Consider the following 18,242-nt stretch of genomic DNA (forward strand, 5'->3'; position numbering starts at 1 on the left):
ATGACCGGAGAAGTGAAGGAACACATGCTGCTGGTGCCCCTGTACGAGCATCCCGCCGACCAGCCGGAGGCCTGGGAGACCCTGATCCGGTCCGCGGGCCGCCTGCACTCGGTCGTGCTCAACCCCGACAGCGGCCCGGGCGCCGCCCCCGACGAGCGGTTCGCGGCCGTCGCGGAGCGGCTGCGCGCGGCGGGCGTGCCCGTCCTGGGCTACGCCGACACCGACTACGGGCGGCGCCCGCACGCGGCCGTGGTCCAGGACCTGCTGCGCCACCGCGACTGGTACGGCGCCGACGGCGCGTTCCTCGACCAGGCCGCCGCCGACGGGGACCAGCTGGCCCACTACCGGCGGCTCGGCGTCGCCGCCCGGGCCGCGGGCGCCCGTACGCTCGTACTCAACCACGGGGTGCACCCCCACCCCGGGTACGCCGAACTCGCCGATCTGCTGGTCACCTTCGAGGGCCCGTGGGACGCCTACCGGGACGCGGTCGCGGTCCCGCCCTGGACCGCCGACCATCCCGCGCAGCGGTTCTGCCACCTGGTGTACGCGGTCCCGCCGGGCGCGCCGACCGCCGAACTGGCCGCGCAGCGCGGGGCGGCGGTGCACTGCGCGGTCCCGGGCACGGGGGCGCACCCGTGGGGGACCCTGCCGTACGCACTGGAGGCCGCCGGATGAGCGGAACGACCGCCTGGCGGGCGCGCGCCCTGTGGCTGCTGCCGCTGCTGCTGCTCGCGGCGGCCTGTACGGCGGGTCCCGAGGGGGGCGGCGACGACGGCCCGGCCCCCGGCCCGGCGCCCACCCGGGCGCCGGGGGAGCGCTGGCAGCCCGCGCCGCGGGTGAGCTGGCAGTGGCAGCTGACGGGGAAGCTGGACACCTCGGTGAACGCGGCCGTCTACGACGTGGACGGGTTCACGACGAGCAAGGAGCAGGTCGCGGGCCTGAAGAAGGACGGCCGCGAGGTGATCTGCTACCTGTCGACCGGCGCGTGGGAGGACTTCCGGCCGGACGCGGGGGCGTTCCCGAAGGACATGCTCGGCAAGGGCAACGGCTGGGAGGGGGAGCGCTGGCTGGACATCCGGCGGCTCACCGAACTGGAGCCGCTGATCGCCAAGCGCTTCGACATGTGCAGGTTCAAGGGCTTCGACGCGGTGGAGCCCGACAACATGGACGGCTACCGCAACACCTCCGGCTTCCCGCTGAGCGCCGAGGACCAGCTGCGCTACAACCGGCTGATCGCGAGACTGGCGCACGACCGGGGGCTCGCGGTGGGCCTCAAGAACGACCTCGACCAGGTCCCGCAGCTGGTCGGCGACTTCGACTTCGCGGTCAACGAGCAGTGCGCGCAGTACGGCGAGTGCGAGCGGCTGACCCCGTTCGTCGCGGCGGGCAAGGCCGTCTTCCACGTGGAGTACGAGCTGCCGCTGGGCCGGTTCTGCGCCCGGTCCAAGGAGCTGGGGCTCAGCTCGCTGGAGAAGAAGTACGAGCTGGGAGCGTGGCGCAAGGCGTGCTGAGCGCGGGAACGGACCGGGAACGGATCCACGCCGGAGCCGCGCCGCGCTCACACGGGCAGGATGCCGCGCTCACACGGGCAGGATCACGTGCACCCGGTAGCCGCCCCCGTACCGGGGCCCGGCGAAGCAGGAGCCGCCCAGGGCCCCGGCCCGCTCGCGCATGCCGAGCAGGCCGTGCCCGCCGCCCGGATCCGCCGGCTCGGGCGAGGAGTCCGCGCCGGAGCCGCCGTCGTCCAGCACGGTGACCTCGGCCGAGGAGCCGACCCGGACGACGCTGACCTCGGCGCGGGCCCCCGGCCCGGCGTGCTTGCGTACGTTCGTCAGCGCTTCCTGGATCACCCGGTACGCGGCCAGGTCCACGGCGGCGGGAAGGGCCGCGTCCCGGCCCGGGCCCAGCTGGACGATCACGTCCACCGGCAGCCCGGCGTGCCGGAAGGTGTCCACCAGCGCGTCCAGGACCGCGAGCCCCGGCGCGGGCTCGGTCGGGGCCTCCGGGTCACCGGACTGGCGCAGCAGGCCGACGGTGGCCCGCAGTTCGTTCAGCGCGGAACGGCTGGCGTCCCGTACGTGCGCCAGGGCTTCCTTCGCCTGGTCGGGGCGCTTGTCCATGACGTGCGCGGCCACCCCCGCCTGCACGTTGACCAGGGCGATGTGGTGCGCCACCACGTCGTGCAGGTCGCGGGCGATCCGCAGCCGCTCCTCGGCGACCCGGCGCCGGGCCTCCTCCTCGCGGGTGCGCTCCGCGCGTTCGGCCCGCTCCCGGATCGCGTCGATGAAGGCGCGGCGGCTGCGGACGGCGTCCCCGGCGGCCGCGGCCATCCCGGTCCACGCGAAGAGCCCCAGGTTCTCCTGCGCGTACCAGGGCAGCGGCCCGGCCAGCATCGCCACCCCGGTCAGCCCGGCCATGGTGAGCAGCCCGACCCGCCAGGTGGTGGGCCGGTCGGTGCGCGCGGCCAGGGTGTACAGGGCGACCACCGCGCCCATCGCGACGGGCGCCCGGGGGGCCCCGGTGATCAGCTCGGTCAGGGTGAGCGCGCTGGTCACGGCGAGCACGGCCAGCGGGTGGCGCCGCCGCAGCACCAGGGCCGCGGCGGCGAGCACCATCAGCGCCAGGGACAGGGGCTGGGGGGCGCGCGTACCGAAGGCGGGCCCGTGCGGCCCGTGCGGGTCGGCGAATGACCCGATGACCATGGCGGTGAACACCCCGGCGGCGAGCAGGGCATCGGTGGCGAGCGGGTGCGCGCGCATCCAGTGCCGGGTACCGGCCAGGGGCGGCCCGAAGGGTGTGGTCACGGGAAGCTACGGTACGGCCTGCGGGCCGCCCGGCGCGGGCAGCGTGGGCGAGGGCGGCGGCGGGGGCCTGCGCCCCGGCGGGACGCGCCGCCGCGCACCCCAGGTGGCGCGGACCAGGCACACCACCATGACCGCCGCGATGGCCGCCAGGTGCTCCTTGCCCGCCAGGTTGTTCTTGACGGCCACCTCGATGATCATCGCGGCGATGACCAGGCCGCCCGTGACGTACGCCCGGTAGCGCCAGCACACGAACACCGCGAGCCCCACCACCGCCGCCGAGGGCCCGGTGTCATTGACCACCCGGTCCGTCAGCGGCAGCCCGAAGGGGTGCTCCGGGCTGAGCGACAGCCCGATCCGCGCGTACGTCGTACCGGCCAGCGTGGCGACGTACCCGATCAGCAGGGTCCGCCACCAGCCGATGCAGATCTCCGCGATCCCGAACACCAGCAGCATCTGGAGCAGCGCCCCCCAGACCGGCAGGTCCAGGGCGGGCACGAACAGCGACAGCGGGGTGCGGATCAGGGCCAGCCAGAACGGGTCGACGGCCTTCACCGATCCGAGGTTCTGGACCGGCTGGAAGCCCCATGACTGGTTCTGCACGATCTGGAAGACCGTCGTCAGGAGGACGGCGCCGATCGACATGGGAACCGCCCGCCACCCCTTGGCGGCGAGCGTGTCCCGGACGGTCCAGTACAGGGGCCCCCACTCACGGCGGGCGAACCGCCGCAGGGGGGATGTGCTCCATGCTGTCAACGATGGGTCTCCAGGTGTCTGCGGTGCAGCCACTTCGGCAGTCCGGGAGCCTCCAGGAAGCCCTCGGCGCGGCCCGCCGCGATACCGATCCGCAGCAGGTCCGAACTCTTCTCGAAGAGCATGAACCGCGGTTCCCAGATCGGCCGGTATTTGGCGTTGGCCCGGTAGAGCGACTCGATCTGCCACCACCGGGAGAAGAAGCTGAGCAGCGACCGCCACATCCGCAGCACCGGACCGGCGCCGAGCTTGGACCCGCGCTCGAAGACGGACCGGAACATCGCGAAGTTCAGCGAGACCTGGACGACCCCGATGTCCTTGGAGCGTTCCAGGAGTTCGATGACCATGAACTCCATCAGGCCGTTCTCGGAATCCCGGTCACGGCGCATCAGGTCGAGCGACAGACCCTTGGGTCCCCACGGTACGAAGGACAGCACGGCCCGCAGCTCGCCCTTGCCGTCGGTGCACTCCAGCATCACGCACTGACCGTCCCCCGGATCACCCAGGCGGCCCAGCGCCATGGAGAACCCGCGCTCGGTCGCGCCGTCGCGCCAGTCGTCGGCGCGGCGCAGCAGGACGTCCATCTCGTCGGCCGGGATGTCCGCGTGCCGTCGGATCCGCACGTCGTACCCGGCCCGCTTGACCCGGTTGTAGGCCTGCCGGACGGTCCGCATCGCGCGGCCCTCCAGCGTGAACTCGTCGGTCTCCACGATGGCCTCGTCGCCCAGCTCCAGGGCGTCCAGGCCGTGCCGCGCGTAGATCGTGCCCGCTTCCTCGCTCGCGCCCATCACGGCGGGCACCCAGCCGTGCTCGCGGGCCTCCGCCAGCCACGGCTCGATCGCGCCGGGCCACGCCTCGGGGTCGCCGATCGGGTCGCCGGACGCCAGCGAGACCCCGCCGACCACCCGGTAGGTGACCGCGGCCTTGCCGGTGGGGGACCAGATGACGCTCTTCTCGCGGCGCAGCGCGAAGTAGCCCAGCGAGTCGCGGTCGCCCTGCTTGGCGAGCAGCGCGCGCAGCCGCTCCTCGTCCTCCTCGCCCAGCGGGTCGACGGCGCGGCGGGACCGGAAGGCGGCGAACAGCACCGCCAGCAGGAGCATCGTCGACATGACGTTGATGAAGACGTCCACCCAACTGGGCGTGGTGATCCCGCTCAGCGTCTGGTCGTCCGGCGCCAGCGTCACGAGCCGCATCACGCCGTAGCGCCAGCGGGTCAGGAACGTCACGCCGGTCTGGTCCGGAGCCTGGTTGGTCGCGCCCACCAGCAGCGCGGCGACCAGCGAGGTGATCAGCAGGCCCACGGCCGCGACCACGGTCGCCAGCTTCGGGTTGGACCGGTCACCGCGCGCGTAGAACTCCTTGCGGCCCAGCAGCAGCGCCCCGACGAACGAGGCGGTCAGCACGAGCGACACCCAGTTCTGGGTGTGCGAACGGAACTCGGGGTAGTACGAGGTGCACGTCACCAGGGCGAAGGCGAGCAGCAGCAGCCCGCTCAGCACCAGGTTGAGGATCCAGGCGGCCCGCTTGCGGCGCCCCATGGTCACCGCGAGCAGCAGCGAGAACAGGCCGGACGCGAAACCGGCCGTCAGGAGGTATGGCGTGTAGAAGTCGGCGGTGTTGTGGTCGCGCAGGTCCTGCCCGAGCGAAAGCCACACCGCGCTGAGGAAGTTGATGAAGGTGACGGCGCGCAGGTACCACACCGCGAACGCGGCGCCGCGCCGCGATCGGGCGCTCCCCCTGCCGGTTTCCCGGCTGCCCCCCGCCTTGTCGGCGTCGCCGCCGGAGTCTTTCCTGCCGCTCGGATCCCCACCGGGTCGTCGGTCGGTGTTCCGGTCGGTGTCTGCGCTGGTCAAACGGACCTCTCCCATGGAAAGCGATGATATGGGGCCCGCCTTCCCTCGAAGAGCCGGAAGACCCCGGGCCTGGTCAGGGCGCCAAGGGTCCCCGACCAGTCACTCCGACGGCTCGGCCGCCGCCCTCCCCCGGACGTCGTCCGGGGGCACCCCCGGCGGGAGTTCCGCCGCGAGTGCGGCGGCCGCCTGGACCAGGGGGAGTGCGAGCAATGCCCCGGTTCCTTCTCCTACGGTGACGCCGTGGTCGAGCACAGGGTTGAGCGCCATCCGGTCCAGCGCCTTGGCCTGGCCCGGTTCGCCGCTCGCCTGCCCCGCCAGCCACCAGTCCGGCGCGCGGAACGCGGCCCGCTGGGCCACCAGACCGCAGGCCGCCGAGACGACCCCGTCCAGGATCACCGGCGTACGGCGCACCGCGCACTGGAGCAGGAAGCCGGTCATCGCGGCGACGTCCGCCCCGCCGACCGCCGCCAGCAGCGCCACCTGGTCGCCGAGGACCGGGCGGGCCCGGCGCAGCGCGTCACGGATCGCCGCGCACTTGCGCATCCACGTCAGGTCGTCGATGGGCGCGCCGCCGCGCCCGGTGACCACGGAGGCGTCGGTACCGCACAGCGCGGCGACCAGGGTGGCGGCGACCGTGGTCCCGCCGACGCTCAGGTCACCGAGGACCACGAGGTCGGTGCCGGAGTCGGCTTCCTCGTCGGCGATCGCGATGCCCAGGTTGATGGCGTCCCGGGCCTCCTCGACCGTCATCGCGTCCTCACGGTCGATCCGGCCGCTGCCCCGGCGCACGCGGTGCTTGACCACGTCCTCGGGCAGCAGCGCCGGATCGCAGTCCAGGCCCGCGTCCACGACCCGCAGCCCCGCGCCGAAGCGGGCGGCCAGGATCGATACGGGGCTGTGGCCGTCGAGTACGGCGCGCACCAGTTCGTGGGCGGAGCCGGCCGCGCGGGCGGAGACGCCCTCGGCGGCGATCCCGTGATCGGCGGCGAAGAGCACGACGCGGGGGCGTGTGATCGGCCTGACCGGTACGGCGCCCTGCGCGGCGGCGAGCCAGTCGGCCAGCTCGTCGAGCCGGCCCAGCGCCCCGGCGGGCACGGCCAGCCGTTCGCGGCGATCCTCGGCATCACGACGGACGCCCCCGTCGGGGCGCTCGATCAGATCGGAGAAGTCGTCGAGGTTCAGCGTGGTCATTTGCCGAAGAGTACCCGTGCGCGCCCGCCGGTTCATGCCTCAGTTCCGTCAACACCGGCGCGGCCGGACCCGTTCGGGAGGTTCAGTCCTTCAGGGTCACCGGCAGGCCCGCCACCACCAGCAGGACGTGCTCGCACTCGGCCGCCACCGCCGCGTTCAGACGGCCCAGTTCGTCGCGGAAGCGGCGGCCCGACACGGTCGCCGGGACCACCCCGGCCCCGACCTCGTTGCTGACCAGGACCACCCGGCGTCCGGTCGACCGTACGGCCGCCACCAGCTCCGCCGTCCGCTCGCGCAGCTCCTTGCGGCCCCGGGCCTCCCAGGTCGCGTCGTCCCAGGCCCCGGCCCGGTCCATCGCGTCGGTGAGCCACAGCGCGAGGCAGTCGATCAGCAGCGCCGGACCGCCCTCCGCGCCGAGCAGCGCGACCAGTTCGCAGGTCTCCGCCGTCCGCCAGGTCCTCGGGCGCCGCTCCCGGTGCAGTCCGACCCGGGCCGCCCAGTCCGGGTCCCCTTCACGGACGCCGCCCGTGGCGACGTAGAGGACCTCGGGGAGAGCGGCCAGGCGGCGCTCCGCCTCGACGGACTTCCCGGACCGCGCCCCGCCCAGCACCAGCGTGCGCCGCGGCAGGTCAGGCACCGCGTGGTAGTCGCCGACGATCAGCGTGGACCCGTCCGGTACGGCCCGCGCCCCGGCGGCCGCGCAGCGGCGCGTCAGCTCCGGGCCCGGCGTCACGTCGTGGTCGAGGTGGACCGCGATCACCTCGGTGGCCGGACCGACCGCGCCGCTCGCCCGCAGTCGGGCCAGCGCCTCGGGCCGCCCCAGCACGTCCAGCAGGACCATGTCGTACGGGTGCTCCTCGACGGTGTGGGCCGTACCGGCCGGGGCTCCGCCCGGCGGCAGGTACAGCAGCCGGTCCCCGTCGGGCGCGGTCACCTCGTACCCGGTGCCGGGCGCGTCCATCGCCACCGCCCGCACCCGGTGACCGCTGATCACCGCCAGCTCCCGCCCGTCCGGCACCCGCCCCGCGGCGGGCAGCCCCGGGGGCAGCTCCACGGCGGGCCCGTCGTGCGGGTGGGTCAGCAGCACCTGGCGCACCCCGCTCAGGGAGTGCCCGGCCCGGGCGGCGGCCAGTACGGCCCCGGGAGTGAGGTCGAGCAGCAGCGCGCCGTCCACCAGTACGGCGGTGGCGGCCCGCGCCCGGGTGCCCACGGAGACGGCGCAGGCCGCACAGGGACAGCCGGGGCGGGGCAGTCCTTCGGGTGTGCCGGTGCCGAGCAGAGTCAGTTCCACGGGATGATCCTCCCGCGTCCGCGCGGGTGGTGCGCGCCCGGCTACTCTGCGGGCAGACTCACGGGGAGTACCGGTCGTGTACCGGACGGGTACGGACGAGCAACGGAGGCGGACATGGCGTGGACGTGGCGGTTCGAGACGGCCGAGGGCGGCGAGTCGACCCCGGCGGTGGTCCCGGAGGAGTTCACCACGCAGGGCGACGCGGAGTCCTGGATCGGTGAGTACTGGAAGGAGCTGCTGGAGGGCGGTACGGAGCGGGTGAAGCTGTCCGACGACGGCGGCACCGAGCTGTACACGATGAGCCTGCGCGAGGCGCTGAACGCCTGACAGCGGCCGGACCGTCCGGGCCAGGGGGGCCGCCCCCGCCCCGGACGGTCGGTACGCGGGATCAGCCCCGGACCCCGCACAGGTGCAGCAGGGCCGCGACCCCGCGGTAGGGGTCGGTGCGCCCGGCCCGGTCCTCGGCGGCCAGCAGCAGGTCGAGCTCGGCCTCGGGGGGCAGGGTCTCGCCCGCCTCGGTGCCGTCGGTGAAGACGCGTACGCCGTACCAGGCCTGCAGCGGCGCGCCGATCCCGGACAGGGTCGCGGTGAGCGTCGCCAGCCGGTCCGCCCGGACGTCCAGCCCCAGCCGGTTCGTGTAGTCGACGCTGTCGAAGGCGGCCAGCGCCCCGGACCAGTCGCCGCAGAGCGCGGGACGCATCGCTAGGGCGTCGCCGTTGCGCACGAGCAGGGACAGCAGTCCGCCGTGCGCGAGCATCCGGGCCAGCCCGGCGAGCATGCCGTCCGACTCCGGTACGTACATGAGCACGCCGTGGCAGAGCACGACGTCGAAGCTGCCCGGCAGGAAGTGCGCACCGGTCTCCCGGCCGTCGCCCTCCATCAGCCGGACCCGGTCGCGGATCCCGGCGGGCTCGGCGTCGAGCGCCTCGCGGGCCACGGCGAGCATGCCGGGGTCCTGCTCCAGGCCGGTCACCATGTGTCCGGCCCGGGCCAGGCGCAGGGCCTGGGTGCCCTGGCCCATGCCGACGTCGAGGACGCGCAGCCGCTGCCCGACCGGGAAGCGGTGCGCGATCTGCTCGTCGACCTGGCGGCCCACGAGTTCCTGGCGGACCGCGTTACGCAGTCCGCCCAGGCCCTCCAGCCACAGTCGGGCACCGCCCGCGAAGCTGTCGCCCGCGGCTGCGGGCGGCGCTCCGGTCAGGGCCGTTCCCCACGCTTGACCTGCGGCTTCGGCAGGCGAAGCCGACGCATCTGGAGCGTGCGCATCAGGCCGTAGGCGACGGCGCCGCGCTTCGGCTCGTCCGCGAAGCGGGTGTTCAGCGCCTTGCGCAGGCGGATGAACAGGCCGATGGAGTCGATGATGATCAGCACGATCACCCCGAGCCACAGGATGAGCGCGATGTTCTGGATCGAGGGCACCCGGACCATGCTCAGCACCAGGATGATCACCGCGAGGGGCAGGAACATCTCGGCGACGGAGAAGCGGGAGTCCACGTAGTCGCGGACGAAGCGCCGGACGGGGCCCCGGTCGCGGTTGGGCATGGCGCGCTCGTCGCCGCGGGCGAAGGCCTCCCGCTGCTTGGCCATGTCCTCGCGGCGGCGTTCACGGGCGCGCTTGGCATCCTCCTTGCGATTGCCGGTCGAGGCCACCACGGCCTTGCGCTGCGACTGGGCCACAGCACGCTTCGGCGTCGGGCGGCCCTTCGGGGCCTGCGGGTCACGGGTCTGCGAGAAGCCGGTGCTCACCTTGTCGGCGGCTGCGGCCTTCTCTTCCTTGGAGGAGCGGCTACCAAACACAAAACCCAAGGGTACGTGGTTGCGGCCAGGGGCCCCACCCCCGTGGGGAACGATCCCGCAACGGCGGGCGTCCTTAAGGGTGGCGGGCCCGCCCGTCGCGCCCGTCCCCCCGGGGGCCACCTACTCCGTAAGCCTGACGGGCCGGAGCAGAGGTCGTCCTGGAGGAGGAGCGCATCCGCACCGGAACAGTGCGGTAATGGAGACAGGGCCCGTACTGTGGGTTCTGTAGGTGACCACGAGCCGAAGTCCTTCAGAAGGGGGCGCGCGAAGCCCATGAGCGGTGTCATGAAGCGTATGGGGATGATCTTCCGCGCGAAGGCGAACAAGGCCCTTGACAAGGCCGAGGACCCGCGCGAGACCCTCGACTACTCGTACCAGAAGCAGCTCGAACTGCTGCAGAAGGTGCGCCGCGGTGTCGCCGACGTCGCGACATCGCGCAAGCGCCTGGAGCTCCAGCTCAATCAGCTCCAGGGGCAGTCCGCCAAGCTGGAGGACCAGGGACGCAAGGCGCTCGCACTCGGCCGTGAGGACCTGGCCCGCGAGGCCCTGTCCCGCCGGGCATCGCTCCAGCAGCAGGTCAGCGACCTCGAAGTGCAGCACCAGACCCTCCAGGGCGAGGAGGAGAAGCTGACACTCGCGGCGCAGCGCCTCCAGGCCAAGGTGGACGCCTTCCGCACCAAGAAGGAGACCATCAAGGCCACCTACACCGCGGCCCAGGCGCAGACCCGGATCGCGGAGTCCTTCTCCGGCATCTCGGAGGAGATGAGCGACGTCGGCCTCGCCATCCAGCGGGCAGAGGACAAGACCGCCCAGCTCCAGGCGCGCGCGGGCGCGATCGACGAGCTGCTCGCCTCCGGCGCCCTGGAGGACCGGAGCGGCCTCGGCTCCCGGGACGACATCCAGCTCGAACTGGACCGTCTCTCCGGCGGCACCGACGTGGAGCTGGAGCTGGCCCGGATGAAGCAGGAGCTCGCGGGCGGCCCGTCGGCGCAGCAGCAGGCCATCGAGGGCGGCGCGGGCACCGGCCAGCAGCCGCAGGGCCAGCCGCAGACCCACCGCTTCGACAAGCAGTAGAACGGGGCCCGTCATGATTGTCCGCATCATGGGGGAAGGCCAGGTCCGGCTCGACGACAAGCACGTCGCCGAGCTGAACACGCTCGACGACGAACTCCTCGCGGAGATGGAAGCGGGCGACGAGGAGGGCTTCCGGCGCACACTGGGGGCGCTCCTGGACGCCGTGCGCCGTCTGGGCAGCCCGCTGCCGGACGACGCGCTGGAGCCCTCCGGGCTGATCCTGCCCGGACCGGACGCGGAGCTCGACCAGGTCAGGGACATGCTCAGCGACGACGGCCTGATCCCGGGCTGACGGCCCGGGGCCCCGCCGCTAGAGCTTGGTGTTCTTGGTCTTCTTGATCCGCTCCCGCACGGCCCGGGTGACCTTCGCGGCCCCCATCTCGGGGTCGGGAGTTCCGCCGATGAAGTTCTCGACCTTACGGCGCGGCGCCGCCCAGCGCCGGTCGTGATGGAACGCCCGCAGCCCGGCCCTCGCCCGGGCCCGCGGGCGTTTCGCGTAGAACCGGCGCGCGTAGGGCGACCCGGGCCGGGCGAGGCGGACCGAACCGATCAGTGCCACGAACGGGACCACCGTGCCCAGCAGCGCCACCCGCGGTTTGCCCTTCCACAGGGTGACCAGGGCCAGGAAGAAGTTGGTGGCCGTGTTCAGCACGACCAGCCCGCGGTTGTGCCGCTCCCCGGAGGTCAGGTCGTTGACCCCGAACGGCAGGAACCCGCCGAGCACCAGCGCCACCAGCGCCGCCGTCAGCACCACGATCTCCACGCTCTTGCGGCCCTGCTCGCTCCAGTACACGTCGTCCAGGTGCAGGACCAGCGCGAACTCGTCCAGCACCAGGCCCGCTCCCAGCCCGAACAGCACCGCCGAGATCAGCGCCCCCACGCTGTGCCCGCCGCTGCCCACCGCGCCGAAACCGCCGATGATCGTCAGGACCACCCCCGGCACCACGTGGTGGACGTGCATGCCGCCCGGGGTGATGTTCTTGAAGGGGCCGCGGCCCGCCCGGATCATCCGCGTGATCGTGCGGGTGACCAGGAACGACGTCACGAACGACAGCAGCGCGAGCAGCAGCGGGAGCTTCCCCGGTTCGACGATGTTGCGGTACCACCAGTGACCCATGACACCAGCTCCCGGTTTGACAGGTAATGAGCAATTTACCGTCAGTGGCGAGCGAGTACCGTTCCCCGCGATGAACGATCCGCTCCCCGGCACGCCCCCGCCCCCGCCCGACGTGCGCGCCCCGCTCCGCGACGGCCTGCGTTTCGCCTTCGGTACGCTCACCGTCCTCCCCGCCCGCATCACCCGCTGGGACCGCCCCGCCGCCCGTACCGGGATGGCCTGCGCCCCCCTCGCCGGGCTGGTCGTCGGCCTGTGCGCGGCCGCGCTGGGCGGCGTACTCCTGCTGCTGGGGGCCGGACCGCTGCTCGCGGCCGTCGCCGCCGTCGCCGTGCCCGCCGCCCTCACCCGGGGGCTGCACCTCGACGGGCTCGCCGACACCGCCGACGGGCTGGGCAGCGCCAAGCCCGCCGAGACCGCGCTGCGCATCATGAAGCAGTCGGACATCGGGCCGTTCGGCGTGATCTCCCTGGTGCTGGTCCTGCTGCTGCAGACCGCCGCCCTCGCGGAGATCTACGCCGACAGCTGGACCCGGGGCGCCCTCGCCGCCGTCCTCTCCGCCGTCGCCGCCCGGACCGCGCTGACCCTGGCCTGCCGGGCCGGAGTCCCCCCGGCCCGCTACGAGGGCCTCGGCGCGGCCGTCGCGGGTGCGGTCCCCACCGGGACGGCGACCGCCGTGGCCGCGCTCACCGCCGCGGCCGCCGGCTGCGCCGCCCTTCCGCTGGGCCTCCCCGCCGCCGCCCAGCACGCCCTGGCCGTCCTCGTGGCGCTGGCCGCCGCCGAACTGCTGCTGCGCCGCTGCGTCCGCCGCTTCGACGGGGTCACCGGCGACGTCTTCGGCGCCCTGGCGGAAACCGCCGCGACCACGTCCCTCGTGGTCCTCGCCCTGGGCTGACCCGGCGGGCCCGCCCCGCGCGGGCGACGTACGCTCTCTGTCCGTGGAACACACGCCGAGCGACCCGACGCCCCCCGCCGCGCCCATCCGGGTGCTCCTCGCCGACGACCAGGCCCTGCTGCGCAGCGCCTTCAAGGTCCTGGTGGACTCCGAGCCCGACATGGAAGTCGTCGGGGAGGCCGCCGATGGGGCGCAGGCCTACGCGCTGGCCCGGGAGCGGCGGGCCGACGTGGTCCTCATGGACATCCGGATGCCCGGTACGGACGGGCTCGCCGCCACCCGCATGATCAGCGCCGATCCCGAACTCGCGGGCGTGCGCGTGGTGATGCTGACGACCTTCGAGGTCGACGAGTACGTCGCCGCGGCCCTGCGGGCGGGCGCCTCCGGGTTCCTCGGCAAGGGCGCCGAACCCGACGAGCTGCTGAACGCCATCCGGATCGCCGTCGCGGGGGAGGCGCTGCTCTCCCCGGCCGCCACCAAAGGGCTGATAGCCACCTTCCTGGCCCAGGGCGGCGGGGCGGGCCCGGCCGCCGGGGGTTCGGGGGCGCACGCCGAGCGGCTCGCCGCGCTGACCGTACGCGAGCGCGAGGTGCTCGTCCTGGTCGCCGGGGGACTCTCCAACGACGAGATCGGCGGCCGCCTGGAGGTCAGCCCGCTCACCGTCAAGACCCATGTGAACCGGGCGATGGCCAAGCTCGGCGCCCGCGACCGGGCCCAATTGGTGGTCATCGCGTACGAATCCGGACTTGTCCGGGCCCGCTCCGAGTAGCCCGGCGCCCGGAGAGCGGGCCGAAGTGGTGCGGCGTACTGCGGACGCGGTACACGGGAGCCGAGGACGGGACCTACGGGCGACGTAAGAGCGCTCCGGGATGGGCCAGGGTAGGAGGACCCTCGCTCAACTCGGCAGAGAGATCTCATCCATGTCCTGGCTGTCCCGCTTCAGCCTTGCCCAACGGGCGCTGATCGGCCTCGTGTCGATCGTCGCGCTCCTGTTCGGCGCCATAGCCATCCCGCAGCTCAAGCAGCAACTGCTGCCGTCCATCGAGCTGCCGATGGTGTCCATCCTCGCGCCGTACCAGGGCGCCTCGCCCGACGTGGTCGAGAAGCAGGTCATCGAACCCATCGAGGCCACTCTCAAGGGCGTCGACGGCATCACCGGCATCACCTCCACCGCCAGTGAGGGCAACGCCCTCATCCTGGCCAGGTTCGACTTCGGGGACAGCGGCACCAAGCAGCTCGTCGCCGACGTCCAGCAGGCCGTCAACCGGGCCCGCGTCCGGCTGCCCGCCGACGTGGACCCGCAGGTCGTGGCCGGCTCCACCGACGACATGCCCACCGTCGTCCTCGCCGCCACCTCCACCAAGGACCAGCAGGCCCTCGCCGACCAGCTGGAGCGCACCGTCGTCCCCGTCCTGGCGGACATCACGGGCGTCGGCCAGGTCAGCGTGAACGGCGTCCAGGACCTCCAGGTCACCGTCACCCCCGACCAGAGCAAGCTGGCCGCCGCGGGCCTCGACACGGCCGCGCTCGCCAAGGGCCTGGAAGCGGGCGGGGCCACCATGCCCGCCGGTTCCTTCGACGAGGACGGCAAGAACCGCACCGTCCGCGTCGGCGGCGGCTACACCTCCCTCGCCCAGCTGGAGGACCTGCGCCTGAGCGCCGGACCCGGCAAGCAGCCGGTCCGCCTCGGCGACGTGGCGGGCGTCAGGCAGGAGCCCGCCAAGGCCGTCTCCATCACCCGTACCAACGGCAAGCCGAGCCTGGCCGTCGTCGTCACGATGGACAAGGACGGCAGCTCCGTCGCCATCTCCGACGCCGTCAAGGAGAAGCTGCCCTCGCTCACCGCCTCGCTCGGCTCCGGCGCGGCCCTCACCATGGTCAGCGACCAGGGCCCGGCCGTCGCCACCGCCATCTCCAGCCTCACCACCGAGGGCCTGCTCGGCCTGGTCTTCGCGGTGATCGTGATCCTGGTCTTCCTCGCCTCGATCCGCTCGACGCTGGTCACCGCGGTCTCCATTCCGCTGTCCATCGTGCTCGCCCTGATCGTGCTGTGGACGCGCGACCTGTCGCTGAACATGCTGACGCTGGGCGCGCTCACCATCGCCATCGGCCGGGTCGTCGACGACTCGATCGTGGTCCTGGAGAACATCAAGCGCCACCTCTCCTACGGCGAGGAGCGCGAGGCCGCCATCATCACCGCGGTCAAGGAAGTGGCCGGCGCGGTCACCTCCTCCACCCTCACCACCGTCGCCGTCTTCCTGCCGATCGGCCTGGTCGGCGGCATGATCGGCGAGCTGTTCAGCTCCTTCTCGCTCACCGTCACCGCGGCCCTGCTGGCCTCGCTGCTGGTCTCGCTGACGGTCGTACCGGTGCTGTCGTACTGGTTCCTGAGCGCCCCCAAGGGCGTGGACGGCGCCCCCGTCGATCCGGTCGCGGTCCGCCGCGCCGCCGAGGAGAAGGAGTCGCGCAGCCGCCTCCAGACCTTCTACGTCCGGGTGCTCGGCTTCGTCGCCCGCCGCCGCCTGGCCACCGTGGCCGTGGCGTGCGTCCTCCTCGTCGCCACCTTCGCGATGGCCCCGCTGCTGAAGACAAACTTCTTCGACAAGGGCGAGCAGGACGTCCTGACCGTCAAGCAGAACCTGGCGCCGGGCACCTCGCTGGCCGCCTCCGACGAGGCGAGCCGCAAGGTGGAGAAGGTCCTGGCCTCCGTCGACGGGGTCAAGGACTACCAGGTCACCGTCGGTTCCTCCGGCTTCATGGCGGCCTTCGGCGGCGGTACGGGCACCAACCAGGCCTCCTACCAGGTCACCCTGAAGGACGCCAAGGACGGGGAGGCCGTCCAGCAGCGCATCGAGGACGGCATCGCCAAGCTCGACGGCATCGGCCGCACCACCGTCTCGGCGGGCGCCGCCTTCGGCAGCCAGGACCTCAGCGTGGTCGTCAAGGCGGGCGACGGCGCCGTCCTCGCCAAGGCCGCCGAGCAGGTCCGTACCGAGGTCGCCAAGATCAAGGGCGTCACCGACGTCCAGAGCGACCTGTCCCAGTCGGTGCCGCGGATCTCGGTGACCGCCACCGCCAAGGCCGCCGACCTCGGCCTGAACCAGGCCGCCCTCGGCGGGATCGTCGCCCAGGCCGTGCACGGCACGCCCGCGGGCAAGGCGGTCCTCGACACCACCGAGCGGAACATCGTCATCGCCTCGGCCCGGCCCGCCCAGACCCTGGCCGAACTCCAGGCGCTGCCCGTCGGCCCGGTCAAGCTCGGCGACATCGCCGACGTCAAGGTGGTCCCGGGCCCGGTCGCGATGACCCGGATCGACGGCGCCCGCGCCGCCACCATCACGGCCAAGCCGACCGGTGACAACACCGGCGCGGTCAGCACCGAACTCAGCGCCAAGCTCAAGGCCCTGGACCTGCCCGCGGGCGCCACCGCCACCATCGGCGGCGTCTCCTCGGACCAGAGCGACGCCTTCGGCTCGCTGGGCCTGGCCATGCTCGCGGCCATCGCGATCGTGTTCATGCTGCTGGTCGCGACCTTCCGCTCGCTCGTCCAGCCGCTGATCCTGCTGGTCTCCGTACCCTTCGCGGCGACCGGCGCGCTCGGCCTGCTCCTCATCACCGGCACCCCCCTGGGCGTCCCGGCGATGATCGGCATGCTGATGCTCATCGGCATCGTGGTCACCAACGCGATCGTGCTGATCGACCTGGTCAACCAGTACCGCGCCCAGGGACTGGGCGTCGTCGAAGCCGTCGTCGAGGGCGGCCGCCACCGGCTCCGCCCGATCCTGATGACGGCCCTGGCGACGATCTTCGCGCTGCTCCCGATGGCGCTGGGCGTCACGGGCGGCGGCGGCTTCATCTCGCAGCCGCTCGCGGTGGTGGTCATCGGCGGTCTCATCAGCTCCACGCTGCTGACCCTGCTCCTGGTCCCGGCCATCTACACGATGATCGAACTCTCCAAGGAGCGCCGGGCGGCCAAGCGTTCCGCCAAGCGCTCGGCCCGCCTGACGGCGGTCCCGGCGCCGGAGGAGAAGCAGACCCCGGCCCAGGTCTGACCGGCCCGGGCCCGCTCGCGGGTCCCGGCCGGGCCCGGCGACACGGCCGAAGGGGCGCCCCTCAGCGGAGGGGCGCCCCTTCGGCGCGTTCAGGTCCCGCCGTGCGCGGCGGCTACGGCAGCGCGAGCATGCGCTCCAGGGCGAGCTTCGCGAAGCTCTCGGTCTCCTTGTCCACCGTGATCTGGTTGACGAGGTTGCCCTCGGCCAGGGACTCCAGGGTCCACACCAGGTGGGGGAGGTCGATGCGGTTCATCGTCGAGCAGAAGCAGACCGTCTTGTCGAGGAAGACGACCTCCTTGTCCTCCGAGGCGAAACGGTTCGCCAGTCGGCGGACCAGGTTCAGCTCGGTGCCGATGGCCCACTTGGAACCGGCCGGGGCCGCCTCCAGCGCCTTGATGATGTACTCCGTCGACCCGACGTAGTCCGCCGCCGCCACGACCTCGTGCTTGCACTCCGGGTGCACGAGCACGTTCACGCCGGGGATCCGGGCGCGCACGTCGTTCACCGAGTCGACCGAGAACCGGCCGTGCACCGAGCAGTGCCCGCGCCACAGGATCATCTTGGCGTCGCGCAGCTGCTGGACGGTCAGGCCGCCGTTCGGCTTGTGCGGGTTGTAGAGCACGCAGTCGTCCAGGGACAGGCCCATGTCGCGGACGGCGGTGTTGCGGCCGAGGTGCTGGTCGGGGAGGAAGAGGACCTTCTCACCCTGTTCGAAGGCCCACTCCAGGGCCTTCTTGGCGTTGGACGACGTACAGATCGTGCCGCCGTGCTTACCGGTGAAGGCCTTGATGTCGGCCGAGGAGTTCATGTACGAGACGGGCACCGTGGTGTCGGCGATCCCGGCCTCGGTCAGCACGTCCCAGCATTCGGCGACCTGCTCGGCGGTGGCCATGTCGGCCATCGAGCAGCCCGCGGCCAGGTCCGGCAGGACGACCTTCTGGTCGTCGGTGGTGAGGATGTCCGCGGACTCGGCCATGAAGTGCACGCCGCAGAAGACGATGTACTCGGCCTCCGGCCTGGCGGCCGCGTCCTTGGCCAGCTTGAAGGAGTCGCCGGTGACGTCGGCGAACTCGATGACCTCGTCACGCTGGTAGTGGTGGCCGAGGATGAAGACCTTGTCCCCGAGCTTCTCCTTGGCCGCGCGGGCGCGGGCCACCAGGTTCGGGTCGGACGGCGAGGGCAGGTCGCCGGGGCACTCGACCCCGCGCTCGCTCTTGGGGTCGGCCTCACGGCCGAGCAGCAGCAGGGCGAGGGGCGTCGGCTGGACGTCCAAAGGCTGGGCGGTGGTCACGACACGCACCCTTTCTGTTCTGCGACAGGGGACTTCTGAAGACATCGCGTCGACTTCTCGTCTATTTGACGCTATCTATCATAACCGCTTCATGTCACTTTGACGATGCCGATAGTGTCGATGTGACGCA

17 protein-coding genes are annotated in these 18,242 nt (G+C 72.6%); 8 read left to right on the plus strand and 9 right to left on the minus strand.

The window, feature by feature from the left end; translation table 11 throughout:
- Both QMF80_RS21075 and QMF80_RS21080 read left to right on the plus strand, forming a co-directional pair.
- Nucleotides 1-675 (plus strand): spherulation-specific family 4 protein, encoded by a 675-nt coding sequence (locus QMF80_RS21075; protein ID WP_283455590.1) that lies wholly within the window; start codon nt 1-3, stop codon nt 673-675.
- A complete protein-coding gene (locus tag QMF80_RS21080; protein ID WP_283455593.1) occupies nt 672-1,511 on the plus strand; it encodes an endo alpha-1,4 polygalactosaminidase in 840 nt (279 codons plus the stop codon). Before QMF80_RS21075 ends, QMF80_RS21080 begins: the two co-directional genes overlap by 4 nt.
- A gap of 69 nt (nt 1,512-1,580) precedes the next feature.
- Here QMF80_RS21080 and QMF80_RS21085 read toward each other — a convergent pair whose 3' ends face one another.
- The 5 genes from QMF80_RS21085 to QMF80_RS21105 all read right to left on the minus strand — a co-directional run bounded on the left by QMF80_RS21085 (nt 1,581) and on the right by QMF80_RS21105 (nt 7,889).
- On the minus strand, nt 1,581-2,759 hold the full coding sequence (locus tag QMF80_RS21085; RefSeq protein ID WP_283455761.1) for a sensor histidine kinase: 1,179 nt from the start codon (nt 2,757-2,759) through the stop codon (nt 1,581-1,583).
- A gap of 51 nt (nt 2,760-2,810) precedes the next feature.
- A complete protein-coding gene (locus QMF80_RS21090) occupies nt 2,811-3,557 on the minus strand; it encodes a hypothetical protein (protein ID WP_283455595.1) in 747 nt (248 codons plus the stop codon).
- Nucleotides 3,554-5,254 carry a phosphatidylglycerol lysyltransferase domain-containing protein gene (locus tag QMF80_RS21095; protein WP_502962892.1) on the minus strand — a complete coding sequence of 567 codons (1,701 nt, stop codon included), beginning with the start codon at nt 5,252-5,254 and terminating at the stop codon, nt 3,554-3,556. The genes QMF80_RS21090 and QMF80_RS21095 overlap by 4 nt, the downstream gene beginning before the upstream one ends.
- Before the next feature lie 252 nt (nt 5,255-5,506).
- A complete protein-coding gene (gene cobT / locus QMF80_RS21100; protein WP_283455599.1) occupies nt 5,507-6,598 on the minus strand; it encodes a nicotinate-nucleotide--dimethylbenzimidazole phosphoribosyltransferase in 1,092 nt (363 codons plus the stop codon).
- Between the two features lie 82 nt (nt 6,599-6,680).
- Nucleotides 6,681-7,889 (minus strand): bifunctional adenosylcobinamide kinase/adenosylcobinamide-phosphate guanylyltransferase, encoded by a 1,209-nt coding sequence (locus tag QMF80_RS21105; RefSeq protein ID WP_283455600.1) that lies wholly within the window; start codon nt 7,887-7,889, stop codon nt 6,681-6,683.
- A gap of 114 nt (nt 7,890-8,003) precedes the next feature.
- Between QMF80_RS21105 and QMF80_RS21110 the strand changes: the two genes are divergently transcribed.
- Entirely contained in the window at nt 8,004-8,216 is a 213-nt protein-coding gene (locus tag QMF80_RS21110) for a hypothetical protein (RefSeq protein ID WP_283455602.1), read from the plus strand.
- A gap of 61 nt (nt 8,217-8,277) precedes the next feature.
- Here QMF80_RS21110 and QMF80_RS21115 read toward each other — a convergent pair whose 3' ends face one another.
- Together QMF80_RS21115 and QMF80_RS21120 are read right to left on the minus strand one after the other, a co-directional pair.
- Complete coding sequence (locus QMF80_RS21115; RefSeq protein ID WP_502962893.1) at nt 8,278-9,036, minus strand: class I SAM-dependent methyltransferase; 759 nt, start codon at nt 9,034-9,036, stop codon at nt 8,278-8,280.
- Between the two features lie 50 nt (nt 9,037-9,086).
- Nucleotides 9,087-9,695 carry a DUF3043 domain-containing protein gene (locus QMF80_RS21120; RefSeq protein ID WP_502962891.1) on the minus strand — a complete coding sequence of 203 codons (609 nt, stop codon included), beginning with the start codon at nt 9,693-9,695 and terminating at the stop codon, nt 9,087-9,089.
- 264 nt (nt 9,696-9,959) lie between these two features.
- Here QMF80_RS21120 and QMF80_RS21125 point away from each other — a divergent pair, with 264 nt between their 5' ends.
- Nucleotides 9,960-10,760, plus strand: a complete 801-nt coding sequence (locus QMF80_RS21125; protein WP_283455604.1) for a PspA/IM30 family protein — start codon at nt 9,960-9,962, stop codon at nt 10,758-10,760.
- A 13-nt stretch (nt 10,761-10,773) separates the two neighbouring features.
- Nucleotides 10,774-11,052 carry a PspA-associated protein PspAA gene (gene pspAA / locus QMF80_RS21130; protein WP_283455606.1) on the plus strand — a complete coding sequence of 93 codons (279 nt, stop codon included), beginning with the start codon at nt 10,774-10,776 and terminating at the stop codon, nt 11,050-11,052.
- 18 nt (nt 11,053-11,070) lie between these two features.
- Here pspAA and QMF80_RS21135 read toward each other — a convergent pair whose 3' ends face one another.
- A complete protein-coding gene (locus QMF80_RS21135) occupies nt 11,071-11,877 on the minus strand; it encodes a hypothetical protein (protein ID WP_283455608.1) in 807 nt (268 codons plus the stop codon).
- Nucleotides 11,878-11,947: 70 nt separating this feature from the next.
- On the opposite strand from QMF80_RS21135, the gene QMF80_RS21140 reads away from it, so the two are divergent.
- The 3 genes from QMF80_RS21140 (at nt 11,948) to QMF80_RS21150 (ending at nt 16,821) form a co-directional block, all read left to right on the plus strand.
- The gene (locus QMF80_RS21140) at nt 11,948-12,769 is read left to right on the plus strand and encodes an adenosylcobinamide-GDP ribazoletransferase (protein WP_283455611.1); all 822 of its coding nucleotides are present in this window, start codon (nt 11,948-11,950) and stop codon (nt 12,767-12,769) included.
- A gap of 43 nt (nt 12,770-12,812) precedes the next feature.
- Nucleotides 12,813-13,538 (plus strand): response regulator, encoded by a 726-nt coding sequence (locus QMF80_RS21145; RefSeq protein WP_283455613.1) that lies wholly within the window; start codon nt 12,813-12,815, stop codon nt 13,536-13,538.
- A 151-nt stretch (nt 13,539-13,689) separates the two neighbouring features.
- Complete coding sequence (locus tag QMF80_RS21150; protein WP_283455615.1) at nt 13,690-16,821, plus strand: efflux RND transporter permease subunit; 3,132 nt, start codon at nt 13,690-13,692, stop codon at nt 16,819-16,821.
- Between the two features lie 112 nt (nt 16,822-16,933).
- On the opposite strand, the gene nadA is transcribed toward QMF80_RS21150, so the two are convergent.
- Nucleotides 16,934-18,121, minus strand: a complete 1,188-nt coding sequence (gene nadA / locus QMF80_RS21155) for a quinolinate synthase NadA (RefSeq protein WP_283455617.1) — start codon at nt 18,119-18,121, stop codon at nt 16,934-16,936.
- Between the last annotated feature and the right edge of the window lie 121 nt (nt 18,122-18,242).

Source organism: Streptomyces sp. G-G2 (genome assembly GCF_030063135.1).
Lineage (GTDB): Bacteria > Actinomycetota > Actinomycetes > Streptomycetales > Streptomycetaceae > Streptomyces.